This is a genomic window from Streptomyces prunicolor NBRC 13075 (assembly GCF_000367365.1).
GTDB lineage: Bacteria > Actinomycetota > Actinomycetes > Streptomycetales > Streptomycetaceae > Streptomyces > Streptomyces prunicolor.
The window spans coordinates 38987-63706 of sequence record NZ_BARF01000050.1; the positions used below are offsets into that span (position 1 = coordinate 38987).

The window sequence follows — 24720 nt, forward strand, 5'->3', positions numbered from 1 at the left end:
CCCGCCGCGGGACAAGTGCGCGGCGAAGCCCGACCAGTCACCGCCGAGAGCCGGCCGCCCGACCGGAGGCCAATCCAACACTCGCCGTGCGGGGGCAAGCGCACCGCCCGAAGTCCGACCGGTCGCCGCCCAGAGCCGGCCACCCGGACCAGAGGTCACCCCAAGACCCGCTGCTGGACAAGCGCACGACCCGAGGCCCATCCGGTAGCCGCCGAAAACCGGCCGCCCGACCGGAGGCCAATCCAACACCCGGTGCGCGAGGCAAGCCGCACGCCCCGAAGCCCATCCGGGACCCGCCGAAAGCCGGCCGCCCGACCGGAGGTCGATCCAACACCCACCGTGCGGGGGCAAGTACACGGCCGGAAGCCCATCCCGTAGCCGCCCAGAGCCGGCCACCCGGACCGGAGGTCGATCCAACAGCGCGCGCCCCTATGCCCGCCCGGTACCCGCGGAGCGCTACGCGGTGCCCGGACCGGAGGTCAGTCCAGTACCCGTGCCAGATACGCCCGCAGCAACTCCCGCGTCTCCCCGATGACCTTCTCGTCGCCCTCCGGAGCGACCCGGAACGCCAGGTGGACGAGGGCGTCGGCGGTCTCCACGGCGATCAGGAAGGTGCGGCGGAGATCCTCGTCGGGTTCGCGGGCGAGGTAGCCGGAGAGGAGGTCGGTGAGGCGGTCGGCGACGCGGATGTTGGGTTCCGCATGGCCCGAGCCGATGGGGATCTGGTTGCCGAAGTCGACGAGGGAGAAGCCGGGCGCGGTGCGCTTCATCGCGAGGTACTCGTCCAGGACGGCGTCCACCGCCGTCCGCCAGCCCTCGGCGCCCGACTCCTTGAGGCGCTCGGTGACCCGCTCCGTGTAGCGCTCCAGGTTGCGCTGGGCGAGCGCGTCGGCCATCGCGCGCTTGTTCCCGAAGAAGCGGTAGACCGAGCCGATGGGGACACCGGCGCGCAGCGCCACCGCCCGGGTGCTCAGCGCGTCGTAGCCGACCTCGTCGAGCAGGTCGGCGCAGGCGTCGAGAATCCTGGTCAGCCGTTCGGCGCTCCGCCGCTGCACGGGCGCACGCCGGAGCGATGTCGTGTGGGGCACGGGCTTCATCATGCCTTTCCGTCGCGGTCAGGTGAAGCTCGTACCTGAGTACGGAATTGGGTGTCCGTAGCACTCATTTCGATCCCTGCGCCGACGTGGAGCCGGAGCTGGGGACCTTGCTGCCATCGGGCGTGGCCTGCGCCACGGACGCCGTGATGTCCGCCGTACTCTCCACCGGTTTGCCGTGTACGGCCCACACGGTGCCGTCGTCGGCGTAGAGGCGCGCGGTGACGTGGTGGGTGCCGTGCGGGACGAGGTCGGCGGCGAGGCGGTACTCGGGGACGCGGAGGCGCGCGACGGTGCGGCCGTCCACCAGGAGGCGGACGGTTCCCCGGCCGGCGACCGCGACCGACTTCGCGCCGGCGGGCGAGAAGTGGAAGTCGTGGAACGTCAGCGTCACGTCCCAGCTGTCCTCGGCCGCGTCGGGCTCCACCTCGATACCGACCTCCGGCGCGCCCTTCTTGCCCACCTCGCGGTAGTGCCGGCCCTGCTCGTCGGTGTCGTCGAGGACCTTGCCCACCGGCGACGGCGACACCCTCGCGCCCTTCCGCCCCTGGGTATCACCGGAGCCGCAGCCCGCCGATCCGGCCAGCAGCAGGGCACAGACCGCGAGCGCGGTGAGTGCGCGCGACCACGACATGCGGGGGAGAGTAGAACACCGGTCCGACAGCCGGATCCCCCTGGAGGCTGGTTCTTGGTCTCCGTGAGTCGGATTTTCCGGCCGCACCCCTCATTCTTTCCGGCCGCGCCCCTCTTCTTTCCGGCCGACCCCTCCCCGTCCTCTTGCGCCCGCGAAACCGCAATCCTACGGTGATGCATAGGAATCAGACGGCAGGGAGCAGGCATGAGCGGGGACGCACGCAAGACCGCCGAGGGGCTGACCCACCTCACCGGTTTCGGCAACGAACACAGCTCGGAGGCGGTGCCGGGCGCCCTGCCCGAGGGCCGCAACGCCCCGCAGCGCGCCCCGCTCGGCCTCTACGCCGAGCAGCTCAGCGGTACGGCGTTCACCGAACCGAGGGCGCACAACCGCCGCTCGTGGCTGTATCGCGTCCGCCCCTCGGCCGCGCACCCGGCGTTCACCCGGGCCGACAACGGCTCGATCCTTACGGCGCCCTTCACGGAGACGGTGCCCGACCCGAACCGCCTGCGCTGGAACCCGCTCCCCGACCCCGCACCCGGCACCGACTTCCTGGCCGGCCTGTGGACCCTGGGCGGCAACGGCGACGCGACCCAGCGCACCGGCATGGCCGTGCACCTCTACCACGCCGACTCCTCGATGGACCGTGTCTTCAGCGACGCGGACGGCGAGCTGCTGATCGTCCCGGAGCACGGCGGGCTGCTGCTGCGCACGGAGTTCGGGCTCCTCCATGTGGAGCCGGGACATGTCGCGTTGATCCCTCGTGGGGTGCGCTTCCGTGTGGAGCTACTGGATGCTTCAGCCCGCGGATATGTGTGCGAGAACTATGGGGCGCCCTTCCAACTCCCCGACCTCGGCCCGATCGGCGCCAACGGCCTCGCCAACGCCCGGGACTTCCGCGCGCCGGTCGCCGCGTACGAGGACGTCGAGGGCCCGGTCGAGGTGGTGAACAAGTTCTGCGGCAACCTCTGGACGGCGACCTACGACCACTCGCCCCTCGATGTCGTCGCCTGGCACGGCAACCATGTGCCGTACGCCTATGACCTGCGCCGGTTCAATGTGCTCGGCTCCATCTCCTACGACCACCCCGACCCGTCGATCTTCACGGTGCTGACGTCCCCGTCGGACACCCCGGGTCTGGCCGGTGTGGACTTCGTGGTCTTCGCGCCGCGCTGGCTGGTGGGCGAGGACACGTTCCGGCCGCCGTACTTCCACCGGAACGTGATGAGCGAGTACATGGGGCTCATCGAGGGCGCCTACGACGCGAAGGCCGAGGGTTTCGTGCCGGGCGGTGGCTCACTGCACAACATGATGTCGGCGCACGGCCCGGACCGGGAGACCTTCGACCGCGCCAGCGCCGCCGAACTGCGACCGCAGAAGATCGACGACGGCCTGGCGTTCATGTTCGAGACCCGCTGGCCGGTGACGGCGACGGCCCAGGCGGCGCACGCCGATCACCTCCAGCAGGGCTACGACGAGGTGTGGCAGGGCCTTCAACGTCACTTCCGCCCCTTGCCCTGACAAATCCCCACCGGTTCACGTCCCTTGCACCGATGCCCCCCTACCGGTACGGATGGCCCCGTGACCTCCTTCGCTCCGGACTCGATCGTCCTGAACCGCAAGCTGCCGCTCTGGTACCAGGTGTCGCAGTCGCTGCGCGCCTCGATACTCGGCCGCTCACCCCGGGACCCGTTGCGGCTGCCCACGGAGGAGCAACTCGCGGGGCACTACGGCGTCAGCGTGCTCACCATGCGGCAGGCACTGAAGGAGCTGGAGGACGAGGGCCTGATCACCCGGCACCGCCGCCGGGGCACGTTCATCGAGCCGGACGTCCAGCGGGCCACTCCCGTACGGCTGTTGGGCTCGGTGGACGCGATCGTCGCCCAGCAGTCCGGCATGACGACCGAACTCCTCGACCACGGCAAGGCGCCCGTACCGCCCGAACTCGCCGAGTACTTCCCGGACTTGCCCGAGGTGGCGACGTACCACCGTCTCCGCAGCGACGAGAAGACCGGCGAGCCCACCAACCACGCCCGCAACCACATCCGCCCCGAACTCGCCGCCCGCCTCGTCTTGGACGACCTGATCCGCTGGCCGATGACCAAGGTGCTGCGGGACGTCGTCGGCGCGGACATCAGCCGCATCACGGACACGGTGGAGGCCCGCCTCGCCGACCCGGAGACCGCCCGCCTCCTCCAAGTCCCGCTCCTCAGCCCGATCCTGCACTACACGGGCATCACCTACGACACACAGGGCAGAGTCCTGGACGTGGCAGTCATCCACTACCGGGGCGACCGTTTCTCCTTCTCGGTCACGCTCGACTCCGCGAACTGACGTCGTCGTACGATGCCAGGCGTGACGCACGACGACGCTCCGCTGCTCGCGGACCTCATGCCGTGGTCCGTCGCACCGATCCGGCTCGGCCGGGGGTGGCCGACGGCACCTGACCCGGCAACCCTGAAAGCCCGCTGGGACGCCCTGGTGAAGGCCGAAGTCCCCGACCGGGAAACCCTGTTCGAGCCGACCCGCTCACGCACCCTGCACTCGGCGGTGTCCCAACTCCCCGGCCAGCCCAGCGGCACGGAGAAACTCATCCGGGCCACAGGCCCCTCCCCGGACCCGATCCGCGTCCTGCACGCCCCCTTCGACGAGCAGTGGCTGATCCCCGACCACCGCCTGATCGACGTGGCCCGGCCGGAGTTGTGGCGGGTGGCGGACGAACGCCAGATCTTCGTGGTGGAGACACCGGGCGTCCCCGGCACCTCCGGCCCCCTCCTGCTCGCGTCCACGATCCTCCCCCTGGTCCGCCCCGGCCGTGTTCACCCGCTCTACCGACGCCCCAACGCCGAGGAACCGAACCTCGCCCCGGGCCTGCTGCCCCACCTCGCAACCCACCTCGGCCACTCCCCCACCCCGGCGGACGTCCTCGCCTGGACGGTGACGACAGCCCGCCCCGGCCCGGCCGTACCCCTGACCCGGGACCCCGAACTCTGGGCACGTGGCGTCGAGTTGGGCCACCGCATCCTCTGGCTGATGCGCCGCAACGGCGACCGCCCCAAACTCCCCGGCGGCCGACGCCCGTACGTCCGCGCCCCGTTGCCGCCCCTCCCCCTCACCCTTCACTACGACCGCGACGAGGAGACCCTGCACCTCGATGAGGGCCGCATCTCCCCGGTACCGCCCGAGTCCTGGGACTTCGAGGTGAGCGGGGTACGGGTACTGGAGCAGTGGTTCAACTCCCGGACGGCGGAGGCCGATCCGGGCACGCTTGCGGCGATCCGTCCCCCCACCTGGCAACAGACGTGGACGTCGGAACTGCTGGAGCTGATCACAGTGTTGGCGCTGCTGGCGGAACTGCGCCCACAGCAGCAGGAGTTGGAGGTGACGGACCAGATCACGGCGGCCGAGCTGCGCAAGGCAGGCGTCCTCCCGGCACCGGAGTGGACCCGCCACCCCGCATCGGTCCTCGACCACCACGAGGAGGGCCCGGAGGGCCAGTTCGCACTGCTCTAGCCCCAAAGCCGTACAAACAGGGCTGGAGGTGTGGTTGTCAGGCGTCGGGTGGGGTGAGCCTCGCGATGAGGCTTTCGACTTTCGCCGACAGGCCCTTGCTGTCGTCCGTCGCCGCGACGGACGCGATGCGCGGGTGGCTGGAGGCGCCACCGACCAGGGCGAACCGCTGGTGCGGGTTGGCGGTGGCGGCGGCCTCGGTGGCTGGTTTCATACCGGTGCCGACGGCGATGATCAGACCGCAGTGCTGCTGAACGGCACCGTTGATGTACGGCAGTGCGGCCTTGGCGTCGATGGTCGGCGTGGGGAATCGCTGGGCGTTGACGTGACCGGCCCGGGCGGCCTGCTGCATGCCCTGCCAGGCGGCCCGGGCGAGCCCGGCGTCGGTGGCGTTGGTGGGCGAGACGAGCAGGCAGGCGCGGAAGTTGCGGGAGACGTTGTCCGCCCGGGGGCTCGGGGCGTCGTTCCCGGTCAGGAGTATGGAGAGCGTCACGACGACGACGGCGGTCACGGCGCCACCGCCGACGAGGACCGGGCGTCTGCGGACACCGCCGACGAGGCGCGCGATGGTCGGAACCGGCATGGCGATGATCCTTGCTGCTGGTCGGTGGCGGGGTCGGGAGCTGGGGCACCGGGCTCAGGAGGTGCGGCGGCGGCGCCGGAACACCGCGAGCCCACCCGCGGCGATCGCCACCGACGCGGCGGCGATGCCGCCGACGGCCCAGGGCAAGGCGGCGCTCTGCCGTGCGGACTGGGCCGCCGTGCCGCCGACGGCAGCGATCAGCGGGTTGGTACGGGCGGCCGGGGCCGGGGCCCGCAGGGCCTTCAGCGGGTTGACGACGCCGTATCCGAGCTGGTCGTCGCGGCCGTGGACGCCTCCCGCGCCGGTCGGCCGGTCGGCGGTGGTGATGAGCCGGGCGATGATCTGCCCGGCGCTCTCCGAAGGAAACGCGGCGCGTAGCAGTGCGGCGGTGGCGGAGACATAAGGAGCGGAATAGCTTGTTCCGTCCTTGGTGAGATAGCCGCCGCTGTTGTTCGTCGAATAGATGCCGACTGCCGGGGCGGCCAAGGATATGTACGAGCCCGATTCGCTGGTCGGCCAGAATGCGCTGTCCTGAGTTGTTCCGGAAACGGCGACGACCCCGGGGAACGCGGCCGGATAACTGACCTGGTTCCCCGCCCGCCCGTCGTTGCCCGCTGCCGCCACCACGACGATGTCGTGCGCGACCGCGTAGCCGACGGCGTCGCGGAGCTGCGGGTCGGCCACGTCGGTGGTCATCGAGATATTGATGACCTTGGCTCCGTGCCGGGCGGCGTAGACGATGCCCTCGGCGAGCGCGAGCGGATCCGCGGCGCCGTCGGTGCTGATCCGGACGGGCAGGATCGACGAAGCGGGGGCCAGCCCTGCCATGCCGTGCCCAGTGCCGCCGGTTGCCGCGATGACTCCGGCGACCGATGTGCCGTGCGAGTCGTCGGAGACATCGATCTGGCCGTTGGCCGCCTGGCGGGTGATGTCCGTACCCGGCAGCACCCGCCCGGCGAGGTCGGGGTGACTGGCACCGACGCCACTGTCGACCACCGCCACGGTGACACCGGCTCCCCGGCTGCGCCCCCAGACCTTCACCGCGTCGAAGTGCTGTGCGTCCAGCGGCCATTCGGCACTGAGCGGCGTCACACCCGCCAACGGCGCGGCGGACGCGCCGGTCGCGGACAACGCCGACAGGACGAGCAGCGGCAGCAGAACGCCGTACGACAACGCCCGTAGGGTGCCGGTCCGTTGTGGTCCCATCCCCGCCGACCGTCCTCTGTCCGCCATTCAGCCCCGGCCCCCCGCCGGGGGAGTCAGCTTCTCCCGCGAACGGGTCGTCACATCCCTCGAAATAGCAAAGAAATGCTCGCGGAATGATCAATGCCGGGTCGGTGTTGAGGAAATTTGGACGATATGGCACGAGATGAATGACTGTCCGGATTCGGTTCCGTACTGATAGAAGGTCCCCCAACCGGCCTGGCACCCAAGGGGCTTGTGGTTCTTCTGGGGGGTAGAACAACGGTGGGTCATTTCTGGATATCCGCTCGTCGTGCGCCGGGTTCGTTAAGGGCGACGGCGTTTTTGGCGGTTACCGCGTTGGTCGTCACCTATGGCGGGCAGTCGGCGGTGGCGTTGCCGGTTTCGGCGGCGGCGCCTGTCACGCCGGTGCAGCAGGGTGGTTCGGCGGCGGGCAAGAAGCACGCGGTTTCCGCGTCGGCCACGGCGAGCAAGGCGAAGTCGAAGGTCGGCGCCTCGGCGACCGGTCCGGTCAAGGGTGCCGTGCCGGCCTACAAGCCCCATGCCGAGCAGGGTGATCCGGCCGGCTCGGGCAGCCGGGTGCACAAGGCACCCAAGCCGGTTGCCGACGTACCGGCACCGGCGCGCAAGAAGCCGCAGGGCTTCAGTGCGTCCACCAGCGTCGAGCAGCCCAAGCTGGACACCGCGACCACCACCGTGTTCAAGAACGCCGACGGTACGTACACCGCCCAGATCCACACCCATACCGTCAACGAGCGTCGCTCCGACGGCAGTTGGGCCCGCATCGCACCTTCCACGACCGACTCCGCTCCCGCGACCGGCTCAGCGACGCCGAGCGCTGCCGCGTCGCCCGGTGCATCGGACGCATCCGACGCGTCGTACCGGACGCTGACGCCCGCCGCCGCCAACCCGACCGGCCAGGGCGCTACTTCGGCCACGACCTACGTCGAGTCCGGGGTGACGCAGAACTTCAACGGCAACGGGCAGTTGTACGTGGGCCAGTACCTCAGCCACACCTACAACTCCTACCTGCAGTTCAGTGGTTTCAAGACGCAGTTCGCGAACGACTACATCGTCAACTCCACGCTCTGGCTCGACACCGAGTTCTCGGGCAAGGACACCAGCGGCACCTGTTCGGTCCAGCCGGTGAACGTCGCCGCGGTAGGCGCCACTTGGGATCCGACGAAGATCAATACCTATCCGGGTCCGGCGGCCGGTGCGCAGATCGGCAGTGCCTCTTTCGCCGCCGGGACCGACTGTGCCAACGGCCGCCAGTGGGAGGGCGTCAGCCTGAACACCGCGACGGCGATGAACTGGGCGCACGGCTGGGCGGCCAACTACGGGCTGCAACTCAGCGCCCCCAACACCGCTGCCGGGGCGAAGGAGTTCTACGCGGACGACGCCTACCTCGCGGTGGAATACACGCCGAACGGCGCCGGAGCCTCGTACTCCGAGGTCAGCTACGCCTCGCCGTGGAACAACCAGCCCGGCTGGGGCAAGGTCACCGTGCAGAACCGGGGCACCGCGACCTGGACCCCGACCAACGGCTACAAGCTCTCCTACCAGCTCTACACCGTCTCCGGCACCACCCGCACGCTGCTCACCACCCCGGCCTCGACCCCCGCCGTGATGCCGTCGACGGTCGCGCCGAACCAGCCGGTCACCGTCACCGCCGCCGTCCCCGCGCTCACCGCGGGGGTGACGTATCTGATCTGCTGGGACATGGCGTACAACGGTGTGCTGTTCTCCACCTACGGCGTCCCGCAGACCTGTTACTCGCTGCCGGTGGTCAACAACCCGCCGATCATCGACACCTTCACCCCGGGCAACAACGGTTCTGTCTTCAGCCTCACCCCCACCCTCGGTGTCACCGGGCACGACCCGGACAACTACCCGGGTACCGCGCTCAGTTACTCCTTCGCGGTCTACGCCAACGGTTCGACCACCGCGCTGGCGACCTCGGGGGCGATCGCCACCTCGACCTGGGTGGTGCCGGCGGCCAAACTCGCCTGGGGCGGCACGTACTACTGGACCGCGCTGGTCAGCGACGGCAACGCGACTTCCCTGTGGTCCGCACCGGACTACTTCAACATCCCTTCCGCGCCACAGCCGTTGGTGACCGCGCACCTGGGCGTCGCCCCGTACGACACGACCGTCAAGGGCGTCGACCCCCAGATGGGCGACTACTCCACCCAGGCGACCGACCTGTCGGTGGGCGCGGTGGCCGACGGCCCGGCGCTGAACATCGAGCGGACCTACAACAGCCTTGACCCGGGCGTCTTCAAGGCGTTCGGTGCGGGCTGGTCGTCGATGCTGGACATGCGGGCGACGCCGGACTCCGACGGTTCCGGCAGCATGGTGATCACGCTCGCCGACGGCCGGCAGGAGCGCTTCGGTGCCAACGGTGACGGCACCTACAGCCCCCCGGCCGGTGACTACGCGGTCCTGACGGTCCCACCGGACGGCTACGGCGTCTCGGGTTTCGCGCTGACCGAGAAGTCCGGCATGCGCTACATCTTCACCGTCGGGGCCACCGACCCGGTCACCGGTCAGCCGTACTGGGGCCTGTCCGAGTTCGGCAACCGCAACGGCCACGGAGTGGACTTCGACTGGAAGACGGTCACCCTCACCCTGCCCGGCGGCACCACCACCGCCGTCAAGGAACCGGTCCAGGCCGGATACGGCTTCAACCAGGACAACGGTTACAACGACGGCGCCACCAACAGTGCGCCCGACACGGACATCCTTCTCGAACTGACCTGGGGTGTACAGCAGTTGACGGCGACGGACGGCGCTGTCAAGAACGTCCCGCATGTCGTCTCGGTGACCGACCGCACGGTCGCCGGGGTCACCCACCCCTGGACGTACGCCTACAACGCCGCGAACTACCTCACGGGTGTGTGCCCGCCGGCGACCAGCACCACCACGTCCACGGCCTGCACCGGCTACACGTACACCTCGGGCACCAGTTCCGGATCGCACTTCGCCTCGATGGTCCAGGACTCCAACCCGACCGACTACTGGCGGTTCGGTGACGCCACCGGTTCCACGACCGCCGCCGACAGTGTCGTGGTCAACCAGGGCACCACCAACGCCACGCTGGCCAATGTCACCCTCGGTCAGCCCGGCCCGCTGGCCGGATCGCCCGCCACCGCCGCGTCGTTCAACGGCACCAGTTCCTATGCCGCGCTGCCGGACAACCTGGTGGCGGCCGGCAGCAACCTCGCGGTCGGCATGTGGTTCAACACCACCCAGGCCGGGGGCACGCTGTTCTCGTACCAGAGCGGGAAGCCGGGCACGGCCGTCACCTCCGGTTACGTCCCGTCGATCTACATCGGCAGCGACGGCAAGCTCCGCGCCGAGTTCTGGAACGGGCATGCCGCACCGATGACCTCACCGACCGCGGTCAACGACGGCAAATGGCACTACCTGGTGCTCTCCGGCGCCCGGACCGACCAGACTCTCTTCCTCGACGGTGCGCAGGTCGCCACCCTCACCGGCGCCACCATCACCTTCGGCGCCTGGCCGTACACCACGGTCGGCGCGGGTGAACTCACCGGCTCCTGGCCGGCCAGCCCGACCGCCAACGCGCTGGGCTTCTTCAACGGCAAGATCCAGGACGTCTCCTTCCTGCAGCACCCGCTCGGTCTCCCCGCCGTCCAGCAGGAGTACGCCTCCGGGACGCTCGCCGCCGACGAGCTCACCGGCACCCAACTGCCTTCCGGCAAGACCGCGTTGGCCGTCACCTACAACGCGCTCACCGACCGCGCGGCGACCGTCACCGACGCCGACGGCGGTACCTACCGGCTCGCCTCCCCGGTCACCACGGGCAGCAGCGCCGCCTACTACGGCGCCGTCCGCGGCACCCGGCCCTCGTACGACTACCCGATGACCGAGCAGGCCGGTCTCACCGCGGTCAACCAGTACGGCATCGACAAGGCGGCCGACAGCGCCACCGACGGCATCTACAACGACGTCATGCTGGGCGAACCCGGTATCTTCGGCCCCGGCGGGGACACCGCCGCAGGTTTCAACGGCACCTCCTCGTACCTCTCGCTGCCCTCCGGCGCCCTGGACGACAGCACCGGGAACGCCACCGTCGCCCTGTGGTTCAACACCAAGCAGGCCGGCGGGGTGCTCTTCTCGTACCAGAACGGCCGGACCGGCTCGGTGCCCACCAGCTACACCCCGGCCCTCTACATCGGCTCGGACGGTCTGCTGCACGGCCAGTTCTGGGACGGCACCACTTCCCCGATGGCGTCCAAGGCCGTTGTCAACGACGGCAATTGGCACCTGGTCGAACTCAGCGCCACCGGCACCACCCAGACCCTGTGGCTCGACGGCCAGAGCCAGGCCACCCGCGCGGGCAAGTCCATCGCGGGCCAGGCGGCGACCTGGGGCGAGACGACGGTGACCGTCGGCGCCGGGTACATCGCAGGATCCTGGCCCAAGCTCCCCACCGCCAACGCCCAGGGCTACTTCAACGGTGAGATCGGTCAGGTCGGGGTCTACAAGACCGACCTCGACCTGACCGGAGTCGAGGCCGCGCTCGGCCTGTACCAGGCCAAGGGCTCCGCCACCACCCTGATGCCGTCGACCACGGTCACCGTCACCGATCCCACCCAGGGCACCGAGAAGTACGCCTTCGACCCGGCCAGCGGCAACCGCACCACCTCCGTGACCGACGCGCTCGGCGGCACCACCAGTTACGCCTACGACTCCCTCGGCTTCCAGGACGCGAGCACCGACCCCGACGGGCACACCGTCACCCGCCGGCACGACGTGTACGGCAACGTACTGACCACCACCACCTGCCGTGCGGCCAACTCCTGCCAGACCTCGTACTTCAGCTACCACACCAACGCCGCCAACCCGATGGACCCGCTCAACGGCAAGGTCCTCTACGCCGCCGACGCCCGCTCCGGAGCCACCGGGACCGCCGACCCGGCCTACCGCACGGCCTACACGTACACCCCGTTCGGCGCCATCGCCTCGGTGACCACGCCCCCGACCTCGGACTACCCGAGCGGACGGACCGTCAAGTACAGGTACTACAACAACAACGAGACGTTCACCAACACCCTCGGCGTCGTCACCAACGAGCCCTACGGGATGCTCGCAACGGTCACCGACCCCAGGGGCCAGGTCACCAGGTTCACCTACTGCTACGGACAGGTCTGCAGCGAGACCGACCCCTCCGGCGAGACCACCTACTCCAGCCACGACGTGTTCGGCCGGCTGACCACCAAGGCGGTCAGCTCCGACACCTACCCGGTGACCTTCACCTACTACGGGGCGCCGGTCGGCGGTGTGCAGACCCATTACACCTACGACGCCCTCGACCGGGTCTCCACCGTCACCGACCAGGCCACCACCGACGCCGTCACCAGCACCGTCCACACCCCGAAAACCACCTACAGCTACGACGCCGACGGTGACCTGACCGGCAGTTCGACCGCCGACACCACCGGCCTCGACGCCACCCGCAGCACCGGCTACGTCTACGACGACCAGAACCGGGTCATCACCGCCACCGACCCGGCGAACCTGGCGACCCACTACACGTACGACACCTCCGGCCGGACCACCACCCGCACCGACCCCGGCGGGACCACCTACAGCTACGGCTACTCGGCGACCGGGCAGCTGCTCACCACCACCCTGAACGGCTGGACCGGCGACCCGACCGCGCCCTCCGGCGCGCAGGACCTCGTACTGGAGTCGCGGGCCTACGACCCGGCCGGGCGGCTGGCCTCCGTCACCGACTCCATGGGCCGCACCACCGGCTACAGCTACTTCGACGACGACCGGCTGCAGTCCGAGACCGTCGCCTCCGGCACCGCGTCCGCCGTCACCGACAAGGCGTACGACTACGACGCGGCCGGCAACCGCACCTGGGAATGCGACGTCTGGACCGGCACCTCCTGCACCCGGCAGACCACGTACTCCGTCGACGCCGCGGACCGCACCACCAGCACCGCCGTCGACCCCACAGGCGTCAACCGGGTCACCGCCAACACCTTCGACCCGGACGACAACGTCCTGTCCCAACTCCTCACCGGCGACGGCCAGACCCGCCAGGTCGGCTACTCCTACGACGCCGCGGGCAACACCACCTCGCAGTCCGTACGCACCGACGCCACCGGGCCGACCGGCTACTGGCCGCTGACCGACGGCGCGGTCAACGCCGCCGACTCCTCCGGCAACGGCTTCACCGGCGTCCCGGCCACCGGGGCGACCTGGGCGCCGCCCGGTGGCAACTACGCGCAGTTCAACGGCACGTCGGGTGCCGTCCTGACCAGCGGAACCCCGGTGGTGGACACCTCCAAGGCCTTCAGTGTCTCCGCGTGGGCGTACCTCAGCGCCACCAGCACCACCAAGGACTTCACGGTCGTCAGTCAGCAGGGCGCCCAGAACAGTGCCTTCCAGCTGGAGTACAACCACACCACCAAGTCCTGGGCGTTCGTCCGAGCCGCCAACGACACCGCCACCTCGGCCAGTTACACCGCCGCGGCGAGCGCTCCGGCAACGGCCGGGGTATGGACCCACCTGGTGGGCGTGGAGGACGGGCTCGGCGGGATGAGCCTCTACGTCAACGCCGCCGAGGTCAGCGGGATCTGCACAGGCTGCACCGGCCCGGTGTCGGATCCGACCCCGATGGCCAGCACCGTCGGTGTCGCGATCGGCCGGGGCAAGGCGGCCACCGCGTCCGTCAACTACTTCGCCGGCCGGATCCGCGACGTCCAGCTGTACGGACGCCAGCTCACCCAGAACGAGATCGGCGAGCTGTACACCTCCGCCACCACCAGCGGCCAGTCCGCCGTCTCCGTCGGCGCCGCCGGCTGGTGGAAGCTCGACGACGGCGAGAGCCCGACCGCCGCCGACTTCTCCGGCACCGGCAACGTCGGCACGGTCAACGCATCCACCAACTGGTCGTCCGACAACGGCGGTTCGGCCGTCTTCGCCGGAGCCGGGCAGATCGCCACCGCCGGCAATGTCGTCAACACCGCCAAGAGCTTCTCGGTGGCCGCCTGGGCGAAGATCACCAGCACGCCCACCGGCAGCTGGCAGACCGTCATCTCCCAGCAGGGTTCCAAGGCCGCCGGTTTCTCGCTGGACTACAACCCCACCGCCGGCCGCTGGGCCTTCGACCGGGCGACCACCGACGTGGCCGCGCCCACCCTGGCAGGCGCCAACTCCACCGCGGCGCCCGCCCTCAACACCTGGACCCACCTGCTCGGCACATACGACGCGAGCACCGGCAAGATGACGCTCTACGTCAACGGCGTCGCCCAGGGCACCGCGACCGACACCACCCCCATCGCCAGCACCGGCGCACTGGCCATCGGCCGCGGCTACGCCGCCGGGGCCGCCGCCCAGTACTTCAACGGCTCGATCAGCAAGGCGCAGGTCTACAACCGCGTCCTCACCGCCGCCGAGGCGAGCTCGCTCTACAGCGGCGGCGGCACCGCCGGATCCGCACCGCTCACCACCACCTGGACGTACGACCAGCGCGGCCTGCCCACGACCGAGACGGACCCGCGCGGCAACGCGGCCGGGGCGGTCGCCGCGGCCTACACCACCACCGCCGCCTACGACGAGGCCGGCCGGCTCACCACCACCTCCTCGCCCCCGGTCAGCACCGAGACCGGCGGCGGCGCCGCCCAGCAGACCGTGGCCGTCACCAGCGACGGCTACAACACCTTCGGCGACCAGGTGGAGTCCAACGACCCCGACGGCCGGATCGTCACCACCACCTACGACGCCGACAGCCGGGTACTCGCGGTGTCCCAGCCCGCGTACACCGCGCCCGACGGGTCCGGCGGCGTCACCCCGACCACGTCCTACACCTATGACGCGCTCGGCGAGGTCCTGACCGAGACCGATCCGCTGCACAACCAGGCGTCGTACACCTACGACCAGCTCGGTGACCAGGTGCGGCAGACCCTGCCCGGCGGTCGCGTCACCCATACCGGCTACGACACCGACGGCGAACCGCTCAACACCACCGACCCGACCGGCGCCAGGACCGAGGCCACCTACGACCCGCTCGGCCGGCAGATCACCGCCACCCAGGTGGAGCGCACCCCCACCACCGCGGCCTACACCACCACCTACGGCTACGACGCACTCGGCGACCTCACCTCGGTCGAGGACCCGCTGCACAACGTGACCACCACGGGCTACGACGCGGTCGGCGAACCGGTCACCACCAAGGACCCGGTGGGCAATGTCACCGGCTACACCTACGACGCCACCGGCCAGGGCCTCACGACGACCGCCGCCGACGGCGCCAGGACCACCCAGGGCTACGACCTCGCCGGGCGGCTCACCTCGACCACCAAACTGGACGCCTCCGGCGCGGCGCTCAGCTCCACCGCCTACGCCTACGACGGCGCGGGCAACGAGACCTCGGCCACCGACGCCCGGCAGCACACCAGCACCGCCACCTTCGACGCGCTGAACCGGATGCTGAGCCAGAGCCAGCCCGCCGACGCCACCACCTCCATCAAGACGTCCTTCGGCTACGACGCGGCGGGCGGCCGCACCCGCTACACCGACGCGGACAACAACGTCACCCTCTACACCTACAACTCCCTCGGCCTGCCGGAGAGCAACATCCTGCCCAGCGTCACCGGGCTCACCTCCGCCGCCGACCGGACCACCACCACCGCCTACGACGCCGACGGCAGAATGCACACCGCCACCCGCCCCGGCGGGGTGGTCGTCACCGAGGGGTACGACGCCAACGGCGAGCTGACCTCGCAGACCGGCGCCGGCGCGGAGGCCGCCACCACGACCCGCTCCTACGGCTACGACGCGGCCGGCCGCCCCAACTCGGTCTCCGCGCCCGGGGGTTCGGACACCTTCAGCTACGACGACCGCGGGCTCATCGTCGCCATGGCCGGACCTTCCGGCACCGCGAGTTACACCTACGACGGCAACGGCCAGATCGCCTCACGTACCGACAAGGCCGGTACCGCGGCCTTCGGCTACGACGCCGACCAGCGGGTCAACAGCGAGACCGACCCGCTCACCGGCACCACAGCGACCCTGAGCTACAACACCGTCGGCCAGGTCAAGACAATCGGCTACGGCACCGGCGGAGCCACCCGCGCCTACGACTACACCGCGCTCCACCAGCTCAAGTCCGATGTCCTGACCTCCCCGTCCGGCAGCACCGAGGCGTCGGCCGCGTACACCTACAACCCCGACGGCCAGGTCGCCACCGTGACCACCGCCGGCACCGCGGGATCGGGCACCAGCACCTACGACTACGACTACGCGGGCCGCCTGAAGTCCGCGACCACCGGCTCCGGCACCACCGGTTACGGCTACGACGGCAACGGCAACCGCACCGCCGCCGGCTCCGCCACGGCCACCTTCAACGCCCGCAACCAGCTGACCTCCGTCGCCGCCGGCTCCGCCACCACCACCTACGGCTACACCGCGCGCGGCACCACCGCGAGCGTCAACTCCTCGGGCAGTACGACCAGTTACAGCTCCGACGCCTTCGACGACGTCACCGGCTCAAGCACCGGCGCCGCCTACTCCTACGACAGCTTCGGTCGGCTCGCCACCGCCTCCTCCGGCGGCCGCAACGCCACCTTCAGCTACGACAACGGAACCAACACCCCGGTCTCCGACGGTTCCCAGAACTTCGGCCGGGACCCCTACGGCGGCCTGCTCTCCACCTCCACCGCCGCCGGCACCGGCGCCGCCTTCGCCCTGTCCGACAGCCACGGCGACATCACCGGCACCTTCACCGGTACCGGCAGTGCCCTGACCGGCTCCACCGCCTACGACGCCTACGGAAACCGCACCGCCTCCAGCGGCAACCAGACCGACCTCGGCTACCAGGGCGGCTGGACCGACTCCGCCACCGGCCAGGTCAACACCGCGACCCGCTGGTACGACCCCGCCAACGGCGCCTTCACCAGCGCGGACTCCGCCACCAACGCGCCCACCCCGGCGGTCAACGCCAACCCGTACGCCTACGGCAACGACGACCCACTGGACAACACCGACACCAGCGGCAACGACGCCTGCGCCAGCGACGACATCAAGGCCCAGGAGGAGGCCTACGAGCAGATGCAGGCCTGGCTCAAGAACTACCAGGCGGGCCAGATGGGCCGGATGCTCGAATGGTCGCAGGAGCAGTGGGCGATCGGGGCGGCGAAGGCCAACGCCGAGCGGGCCAAGAACGCCGCCGACGAACGGGCGCTGCACCAGCAACAGGACGCGTGGGAGAAGCAGTTCAACAAAGACTTCGACGACGCGATGAACCAGGACTACTCCAACGCCGGCTCGCACTCACCGGGGTCGCACGACACGGGCTCGAGTCCCAAAAACAATGTGACTGTCACCCTCGGCGACGGCAAGCTGCACACCGTGGGCAACGGCGGGGCCCTGTTCTCCGGCTCGTCCGGCTCGCACAGCACCGCGTACATGGTCGGCGGAGCGGTCGTCCTGGCGGGCCTCGCGATCGCCGCCGGCTTCTTCTTCGCCCCCGAGGCGGCGGTCGCCGGCGCGGTCTTCGTCCTGGCGGCCTCGGTCAGCGACGACTGCGGCGCCAACGGCATCCCCACCCGCCCCAAGAACCAGAACCTCGGCGGCACCAACTCCACCCCGATCCTCGGCACCACCCCCGCCGAGGACGCCGCGGCGGCAGCCGGCCACGACGCCACCAGCTCGACGGCGGCGGACGACGACGGCGTGACAACCACGCAGACCGCCGCCGGTGGCGCCGGTGCCGGCAGTGGCGATCCGGGTTCGACCGCCCAGTGCAGCCCGGAACCGGACGACGGGGGCGACTGGGTCGATCCGAATACCATCAACTTCTCGCAGCGGACGGTGAACCCGAACGACTACGTATCATCGATGCTGGACGGAAGCTGGGACTGGAACCGGCCCGGCACGGCCCTGCGGGTGATCGAGCGGGGCGGGCAACTGGTCAGCTACGACAACCGGCGTCTGGACGCGGCTCGGGACGCCCGTGCGCAGAACCCCGACTACCGGGTCAAGGTGGAACGTGTCGATCCATCAGCGGCGAACCCTGAGAAGACGAGCGGCAAGACGTGGGACTGGAGTTTCGAGGACCGTATGAAGAAGCCGTACAACAGGGACGAGAACGGCTGTCGTGTGCCATGGCAGGGGCTGAACGAGCAACCCGAACACGTAGCGAACCCGACGCGCAAGCGATGAAGGGGATCACGGAGTTGTGGCGAGCGGGAGAGGCACCCGCCTGGGACGGCCTGTTCCGCGCGGACGGCTCCGCTCGCGCGGTGGAGGTGGACAGCGCGGCGCTGTCATGGTTCGAACTCGGTGCCCCGCTGGACTTCGAGACGTGGCTGGCCGAAAACCCCGAGACCCTGACCTCGATCGACATCCACCCTCAGGGCCTCGCCGAAATCCCGGACGGATCCGGCTATGTCTGCTGCGGCGACGGTTCGCACGGCTCGGAGGGGTTCTTCGCCCGACTCGACCGGGACAAGAATCCCGTGTGGGTGGTCTCGCTGGGCGACTCCAACCCCTTCGTCCGTGCCACGGTCGAAGGGTCCATGGCCACCTTCACCAACAACCTGGGCAACTCGATCACGGTGGATCTCGCCGATCCGGATTTCGCGTGACCGAATCCGATCCCGCCGGACGCTCGACAACCACACCTCCAGCCCAGTCCATACGGCTTTGGCGCTAGGGCCTGTCCGGCGGATCCTGTCGCAGACGCGGGGTGTGGTGCGCACATCTGCGGCGTTGTCGTCGGTTGCCAACGCTCCGCGTTGCCGCCCTCCTCCGCCTTGCAGCTGCACGCACCACACCCCGCTCACCGGCACTGATCAAGCCCCGCCGATTTCCTGCGACCTGATCCGCCGGACAGGCCCTAGCCCCGCTCGGGATCGAAGGCGTCCAGGACCTTCGCCAACGCCATGTCGAACACCGCGTCCAGATCAATCGGCCCCGGATCCTCCATGAACGCCGCAGCCATCCGCGGATACGCCCCACCGGCGATCTGACTCCCCAAGTACGCGATCCGCACCGCGTTCTCCTGATCCTCCGACCACGGCAACGACCGCGACCGCTCAGCAGTCGCCAACTCATTCGTCACGTACATCGTCACGACCCCGTTGAGCAGCCCGACGAGTTGCATCTTCATGCCGTAAGTCGCCTCGACCGGATCAAGACAGGCGAGGCAATGCTCCAGGTACCGCAGCGCATTGGGGCTGAAGCCGTACACCGGTGACATCAACCGCGGCAGCCAGGGATGCCGATGCATCAGCGTCCGCGCCTGATGAGCGACCCGGATCATGTCCGCCCGCCAGTCCCCCGACGGCGCCCACTCCTCGTGCTCGCCGCTGACCGCGTCAACCATCAGCTCGTACAGGTCCTCCTTGCGGGGGACGTAGTTGTACAGCGACATCGTGCCGCAGCCCAACTCGGCCGCGACGTGCCGCATGGAGACCGCGTCCAGCCCCCCACCGTCGGCGATCCGCACCGCCGCCGCCGCGATGTCCGCGCGGCGGAACGCCGGCTTCGGCCCCCGCCCCGCACGCTCGGGGCGCGCCCAGATCACTTCGGGTACGGCCGCTCGGTCCGCCATTGATCATCACCTCACTCACCATCGTAGTTACGTACACCGTACGTAGTGCGCTATGGTCGACCCATGACTACTACGTACGCTGTACTTAGTGAAGGTCTGGAGAAGCGCTTCGGCGCTGTGCACGCCGTGCGCGGGCTGGACCTGGCGGTGGCGCAGGGCACGGTCTGCGGAGTCCTCGGGCCCAACGGCGCGGGCAAGACCACGGCCGTACGGCTGCTCACCACGCTGCTGCGGCCGGACGCGGGTTCCGCGCGGATCGCCGGGCACGATCTCGTCCGGGAGGCTTCGGCCGTACGGCGTCGGATCGGCGTCACCGGGCAGTACGCGTCGGTCGACGGCGACCTCACCGGCCGGCAGAACCTGCGCCTGTTCGCGCGGCTGCACCGGGTGCGGGGTCCGGCGGACCGGGCCGGTGAGCTGCTGGACCGCTTCGGCCTGACCGAGTCCGCCGACCGGCCCGCGTCCACCTACTCGGGCGGGATGCGCCGCCGCCTCGACCTGGCGGCGAGTCTCATACGACGCCCCGACGTGCTGTTCCTCGACGAACCGACGACCGGGCTCGACCCGGCCAGCCGGAACCAGATCTGGGACGCCGTACGGGACCTGAAGAGGGAGGGTACGACCGTGCTGCTGACCACGCAGTACCTGGAGGAGGCCGACCAACTCGCCGACGACATCGCCCTGGTGGACCGGGGGCGGATCGCGCACAGCGGTTCACCCGCTCAACTCAAGGCGCTCATCGGGACGTACGCCGAAGTCGTCGTCGCGCACGCGGACGCTCTCGCGAAGGCGGCCGGTGTCCTCGACCAACTCACCGGCGTCCAGCCGTCGTTCGACCACGAGCGGAACGCCGTCGGCGCGGTCACCGGCGATCCGACACTCACCCTCCCCCGGCTGGTCCGCGAACTCGACGCGGCGGGCGTGCCGTTGCTCGACGCGAGCATGCGACCGCCGACCCTCGACGACGTGTTCCTCCGCCTGACGGACAGCAAGGAGCCCGTGGGATGAGCGCCTTGGCGTACGACGGCACCGCGATGCTCGGCCGGCAGTTGCGGCGGGTGCGGAACAACCCGGCGCTGGTGATCCTCACCCAGTCCATGCCGATCACGATGCTGCTGTTCTTCGGGTACGTCTTCGGCAGCGCGCTCGCGATGCCGGGTGACGCGTACCGCTCCTACCTCGTCCCCGGGTTGCTGGTCGCGACCGCCGCCAACGGGATCATGACGGGCATGTTCCAGGCCGCCCAGGACTCGCACCGGGGCGTGACGGACCGCCTCCGCACCCTGCCGATGAGCAGGGCGGCCGTGCCTCTCGGGCAGGCGACCGCCGACCTGGTCGTCACGGCCGCCGGTACCGTGCCGTTCCTGCTGGTCGGTCTCGCGGTGGGCTGGCGGATCGAGGGGTCGGCGCTCCAAGCCGTCGCTGCCGTGGGCCTGTTGCTGCTGTTCCGGTTCGCCTGCGCCTGGGTCGGCATCCTGCTCGGGCTGGCCTCCCGCAGCGAGGAGGCGGCCGGTCAGCTCGGCAGCGCGACCTTCATGCTGCCGCTGCTGTCCAACGCGTACATCCCGACGGACCGGCTGCCGGGCTGGCTGCGCACCCTGGCCGAGTGGAACCCGATCAGCGCGGTGACGACGGCCCTGCGGTACCTGTTCGGCAACTCCCCCGTCCCCGAGGGCGCCGCCTGGCCGGTGGCCCATCCGATCGCCGGGTCGCTGGCTTGGTGCGCCGCGCTGATCGCGGTGTTCGCACCGCTCGCGGTGCGCCGGTACGCGCACAACGACCGGTGAACCGCTAGTACTGAGGCGGCAGTTCGGGCCCCAGAGACGAGAACTTCTCCTGGGACACCACCCGTTGGGGCGGCCAGGTGATGTTGCCCGGTGGCCAGCTCTGGCCGGTCTTCTCCAGGAACCACTCCGGCGGTTCGTACATGGGCGGTTCGTAGCCGTCGGGCAGGGCGGTCCGCCATGCGACGCCCTCCGTGCGCTGCTTGAACTCGTCCTTGATCGCCCTGAGTTGTTCCGGCTGGGTGAGCAGGTCGATCGCCGTCGCCGTGAGATAGCGGGCGGCGGCGATGACGACTGCCCGGCCGGGGGCCGCCGCCGCGCAGGACGTGAGGGCCCAGGTGTGCAGCTTGGTGCCGATCGGGGCGAGGGCGGCGCCCATGGAGACGGTCGGTACGTTCCAGCTGATGTCGGCGACGTCCGTCGAGCCGCCGCCGAGGAACACCGGGTTGGGCGGGGCGAGTTCGGCGATCTCGGTGTGCATGCCCTGCTGGGGCAGCCCGAGCGACTCCTGGAGGTCCCGCGCCAACTGCTGTGCCTCGTCGGTGAATTCGGGTGGGCCGAGCTGTCGCATGTTGTCGTACATCAGCTCCGCGAAGGCCCTGGAGGGGAGTTGGTTCCAGCAGGCGGCGGTGATGCGGTGCCGTACCGAGGTCTGCGAGGCCTTCGCCGCCGCCTCGGAGACGGCGATCACCTTGTCGAGGAGGACTTGGACCCGGGCGGGGCTGCCCTCACGGACGTAGTAGCTGATCTCCGCGATCTCGGGCGTGACGTTCGGGATGTCACCGCCGTTGTTGATCACCCAGTGGAGGCGTCCGCTCGGCGCCAGGTTCTCCTCGCGCAGGAACTCGGAGAGGGTCGCCATCATCACGGCCGCGTCCAACGCGCTCTTGTTGCCCAGGGGATGGCCGCCGTGCCCGGCCACGCCCAGGAAGGTGAACGTCACCGCCGTCATCGCGGTGCTGGTGCGCCAGCCGGTGGCGTTGGAGGTCGAGGGGTGCCAGTCGAGGAAGGCGTCGAGGCCGTCGTAGACGCCCTGGCTGACCGCGTAGGTCTTGCCGATCAGGTTCTCCTCGGCGGTCGAGCCGAAGAACCTGACGGTGACGGGGAGTTGGTGTCGCTGCGCGGCCTGCGCCACGGCCGCCGCGGCCGCTGCCGCCGCCGTACCGAGGACGCAGTGGCCGCAGCCGTGGCCGGGGCCGTAGCCCGGCGCGAAGGGGTCGTGGACGTACTCGCGCGGGTCGTGGTGGCCGACGCCGCTGTGCTGGGAGAGGCCGGGCAGGGCGTCGTACTCGCCGCTGAAGCCGAGGACCGGGCCGCCGGTGCCGTGGGAGTAGGTGGCCGTGAAGGCGGTGGGGAAGCCGGCCGTGCCGAACTCGACCTGGAATCCGGCCCGTTCGAGGAAGGCGGCCTGGGCGAGGGACGACTTCCATTCGCGCAGGCTGAGTTCGGCGTTGTCCCAGATCTCGGAGTTGAGCCCGGTGATGCGGTCCGTGTGCTCCCTGATCCAGTCCAGTGCGGTCGCCTTGGCGGGGCTGTCCCGGGCGAGGCCCGTGGGTGGGACGTAGGTGGGCGCGGTGGTGTGGGCGGAGGCCGCCATCACCGGGTCGGTGGCGGTCGTCGTCTCGTGGTCGTGCTGATCGTGCAGGTCACACACGGGCACCTCCGGCGGCGCGGACGGATACACCGGCCGATCGGTGCACCGGCCACAGGAATCATCCTTCCCGCATGACAAAGCTGTCACCCCGGGACATGATCCCCGCATGAACGCCCTCCCGCCGCCCCTAGCGGGCATCACCGTCGTCGCCGTCGAGCAGGCCGTCGCCGCGCCCTTCGCCACCCGGCAGCTCGCCGATCTCGGCGCCCGGGTGATCAAGGTCGAGCGGATCGACGGGGGTGACTTCGCGCGCGGTTACGACACGGCGGCCGGCGGTCTCGCCTCACACTTCGTGTGGTGCAACCGCGGCAAGGAGTCCATCGCCCTGGATCTGAAGGATCCGCGTGGGCTGGACGTCGTACGCCAACTCGTCGCGGGTGCGGACGTGTTCGTGCAGAACCTCGCGCACGGGGCCGCGGCCCGGCTCGGGCTCGACGCAGCGACGCTGTGTGCGGCGCAGCCGCGGCTGGTCGCCGTGGACATCTCCGGGTACGGCCCGAGCGGCCCGTACGCCGACAAGCGGGCCTACGACATGCTCGTGCAGTGCGAGGCGGGGCTGGTGTCGGTGACCGGGACGCCGGAGCAGCCGGTGAAGGCGGGGATTCCGGCCGCCGATATCGCGGCGGCCATGTACGCCTTCTCGGGGGTGCTCGCGGCGCTCGTGCGCCGGGGTGCGACCGGGCGCGGTGGGCCGGTGGAAGTGTCGATGCTGGACGCGCTCGCGGAGTGGATGGGACATCCGCTGCATCACGCGATGCACGGCGGAACTCCCCCGGCGCGCACGGGTCTTGCGCACGCCGTCATCGCGCCGTACGACGCCTATGCCACGGCGGACGGCGGACGGGTGCTGTTGTCGGTGCAGAACGACCGGGAGTGGCGGCGGCTCGCCGAACAGGTCATCGGGAGACCGGAGTTGGGGACCGATGCCGACTTCGCGACGAACGCGGCGCGGGTCGTGAACCGGGAGCGCACCGACGCCCTCGTCGGTGCGGCGCTGGGTGGGCTCGGCGCCGACGAGGCCGTGGGGCTGCTGGAGCGCGCGGGTGTGGCCTGCGCGCGACTGAGGGACGTACAACAGCTGGCGGAGCACCCGCAGTTGGCGGCCAGGGAGCGGTGGCGGGAGGTGGGTTCGCCGGTCGGGCCGCTGCGGGCGCTGCTGCCGCCGATCACCTTGCCGGGCGGAGGTGAGGCGCGGGTGGGCGATGTGCCCGCGCTCGGGGAGCACACCGAGGCGCTGCTGCGTGCCGTGGGGATGGCGGACGTAGAGATCGCAGCACTGCGCCGGGACGGTGTGGTGGCCTGAGCGCGGGCCCCCGGCAACTCCCCGGGGACACCGAGGAGTTGCTCAGCGACCGCCGAACAGTGAACGGCGCAGTCTGCGCAGTGGCGCGAAAAGCTTGACGCGGCTCACTCGGGTACCTGTGGCGCTGCGTTCCTGCGTGGTGTCACGTGAGGTGAGCTCACGCATCAACGAGGTCGCCTCTGCCGTCTCGCGCTGCGGGACGACAGGGCCGCCCAGCACCGAGAGATGGCGGTCGAGGCGCGAACTCGTCGCGCTGCTCCCGCACGTGATCGCAGGGACCCTTGCCCTGCTGCGCACTATCTGTTCCATGTCACTCCCCACCCGTACGAGTCCACCCGGCCCGGGCAGGGTAACCCT

At 70.2% G+C, this 24720-nt stretch carries 15 protein-coding genes; 8 read left to right on the forward strand and 7 right to left on the reverse strand.

Features of this window, described 5'->3' with window-relative positions:
* Window positions 1-479: 479 nt before the first annotated feature.
* Together SPR02S_RS22235 and SPR02S_RS22240 are read right to left on the reverse strand one after the other, a co-directional pair.
* Window positions 480-1097, reverse strand: coding sequence for a TetR/AcrR family transcriptional regulator (locus tag SPR02S_RS22235; RefSeq protein ID WP_019059207.1), 618 nt, complete (start codon window positions 1095-1097; stop codon window positions 480-482).
* Between the two features lie 64 nt (window positions 1098-1161).
* The gene (locus SPR02S_RS22240; protein ID WP_019059208.1) at window positions 1162-1728 is read right to left on the reverse strand and encodes a hypothetical protein; all 567 of its coding nucleotides are present in this window, start codon (window positions 1726-1728) and stop codon (window positions 1162-1164) included.
* Window positions 1729-1932: 204 nt separating this feature from the next.
* On the opposite strand from SPR02S_RS22240, the gene hmgA reads away from it, so the two are divergent.
* The 3 genes from hmgA to SPR02S_RS22255 are packed head-to-tail and all read left to right on the forward strand — an operon-like array spanning window position 1933 to window position 5241.
* Window positions 1933-3249 (forward strand): homogentisate 1,2-dioxygenase, encoded by a 1317-nt coding sequence (gene hmgA / locus SPR02S_RS22245; RefSeq protein WP_019059209.1) that lies wholly within the window; start codon window positions 1933-1935, stop codon window positions 3247-3249.
* Between the two features lie 60 nt (window positions 3250-3309).
* Window positions 3310-4062, forward strand: a complete 753-nt coding sequence (locus SPR02S_RS22250; protein ID WP_019059210.1) for a GntR family transcriptional regulator — start codon at window positions 3310-3312, stop codon at window positions 4060-4062.
* A 12-nt stretch (window positions 4063-4074) separates the two neighbouring features.
* Window positions 4075-5241 carry a type ISP restriction/modification enzyme gene (locus tag SPR02S_RS22255; RefSeq protein WP_026150764.1) on the forward strand — a complete coding sequence of 389 codons (1167 nt, stop codon included), beginning with the start codon at window positions 4075-4077 and terminating at the stop codon, window positions 5239-5241.
* Between the two features lie 37 nt (window positions 5242-5278).
* Here SPR02S_RS22255 and SPR02S_RS22260 read toward each other — a convergent pair whose 3' ends face one another.
* Both SPR02S_RS22260 and SPR02S_RS56080 read right to left on the reverse strand, forming a co-directional pair.
* On the reverse strand, window positions 5279-5821 hold the full coding sequence (locus tag SPR02S_RS22260; protein ID WP_019059212.1) for a type 1 periplasmic-binding domain-containing protein: 543 nt from the start codon (window positions 5819-5821) through the stop codon (window positions 5279-5281).
* A 54-nt stretch (window positions 5822-5875) separates the two neighbouring features.
* Entirely contained in the window at window positions 5876-7027 is a 1152-nt protein-coding gene (locus tag SPR02S_RS56080; RefSeq protein WP_019059213.1) for a S8 family serine peptidase, read from the reverse strand.
* 336 nt (window positions 7028-7363) lie between these two features.
* Between SPR02S_RS56080 and SPR02S_RS65725 the strand changes: the two genes are divergently transcribed.
* Complete coding sequence (locus tag SPR02S_RS65725) at window positions 7364-18229, forward strand: LamG-like jellyroll fold domain-containing protein (RefSeq protein ID WP_026150765.1); 10866 nt, start codon at window positions 7364-7366, stop codon at window positions 18227-18229.
* On the forward strand, window positions 18226-18654 hold the full coding sequence (locus tag SPR02S_RS63175) for a hypothetical protein (RefSeq protein ID WP_019059214.1): 429 nt from the start codon (window positions 18226-18228) through the stop codon (window positions 18652-18654). The genes SPR02S_RS65725 and SPR02S_RS63175 overlap by 4 nt, the downstream gene beginning before the upstream one ends.
* Window positions 18655-18905: 251 nt before the next feature.
* On the opposite strand, the gene SPR02S_RS22280 is transcribed toward SPR02S_RS63175, so the two are convergent.
* Complete coding sequence (locus tag SPR02S_RS22280) at window positions 18906-19622, reverse strand: TetR/AcrR family transcriptional regulator (protein ID WP_019059215.1); 717 nt, start codon at window positions 19620-19622, stop codon at window positions 18906-18908.
* Between the two features lie 63 nt (window positions 19623-19685).
* Between SPR02S_RS22280 and SPR02S_RS22285 the strand changes: the two genes are divergently transcribed.
* Complete coding sequence (locus SPR02S_RS22285) at window positions 19686-20630, forward strand: daunorubicin resistance protein DrrA family ABC transporter ATP-binding protein (RefSeq protein ID WP_043258416.1); 945 nt, start codon at window positions 19686-19688, stop codon at window positions 20628-20630.
* A complete protein-coding gene (locus tag SPR02S_RS22290; protein ID WP_019059217.1) occupies window positions 20627-21409 on the forward strand; it encodes an ABC transporter permease in 783 nt (260 codons plus the stop codon). Before SPR02S_RS22285 ends, SPR02S_RS22290 begins: the two co-directional genes overlap by 4 nt.
* Before the next feature lie 4 nt (window positions 21410-21413).
* Here the strand turns inward: SPR02S_RS22290 and SPR02S_RS22295 are convergent, their stop codons facing one another.
* The gene (locus SPR02S_RS22295) at window positions 21414-23060 is read right to left on the reverse strand and encodes an amidohydrolase (RefSeq protein ID WP_245607595.1); all 1647 of its coding nucleotides are present in this window, start codon (window positions 23058-23060) and stop codon (window positions 21414-21416) included.
* A gap of 106 nt (window positions 23061-23166) precedes the next feature.
* Between SPR02S_RS22295 and SPR02S_RS22300 the strand changes: the two genes are divergently transcribed.
* Window positions 23167-24363, forward strand: a complete 1197-nt coding sequence (locus SPR02S_RS22300) for a CaiB/BaiF CoA transferase family protein (RefSeq protein WP_019059219.1) — start codon at window positions 23167-23169, stop codon at window positions 24361-24363.
* A 42-nt stretch (window positions 24364-24405) separates the two neighbouring features.
* On the opposite strand, the gene SPR02S_RS60350 is transcribed toward SPR02S_RS22300, so the two are convergent.
* Window positions 24406-24672: a hypothetical protein gene (locus SPR02S_RS60350; RefSeq protein ID WP_033286328.1), complete on the reverse strand. Its 267-nt coding sequence runs from the start codon at window positions 24670-24672 to the stop codon at window positions 24406-24408.
* Between the last annotated feature and the right edge of the window lie 48 nt (window positions 24673-24720).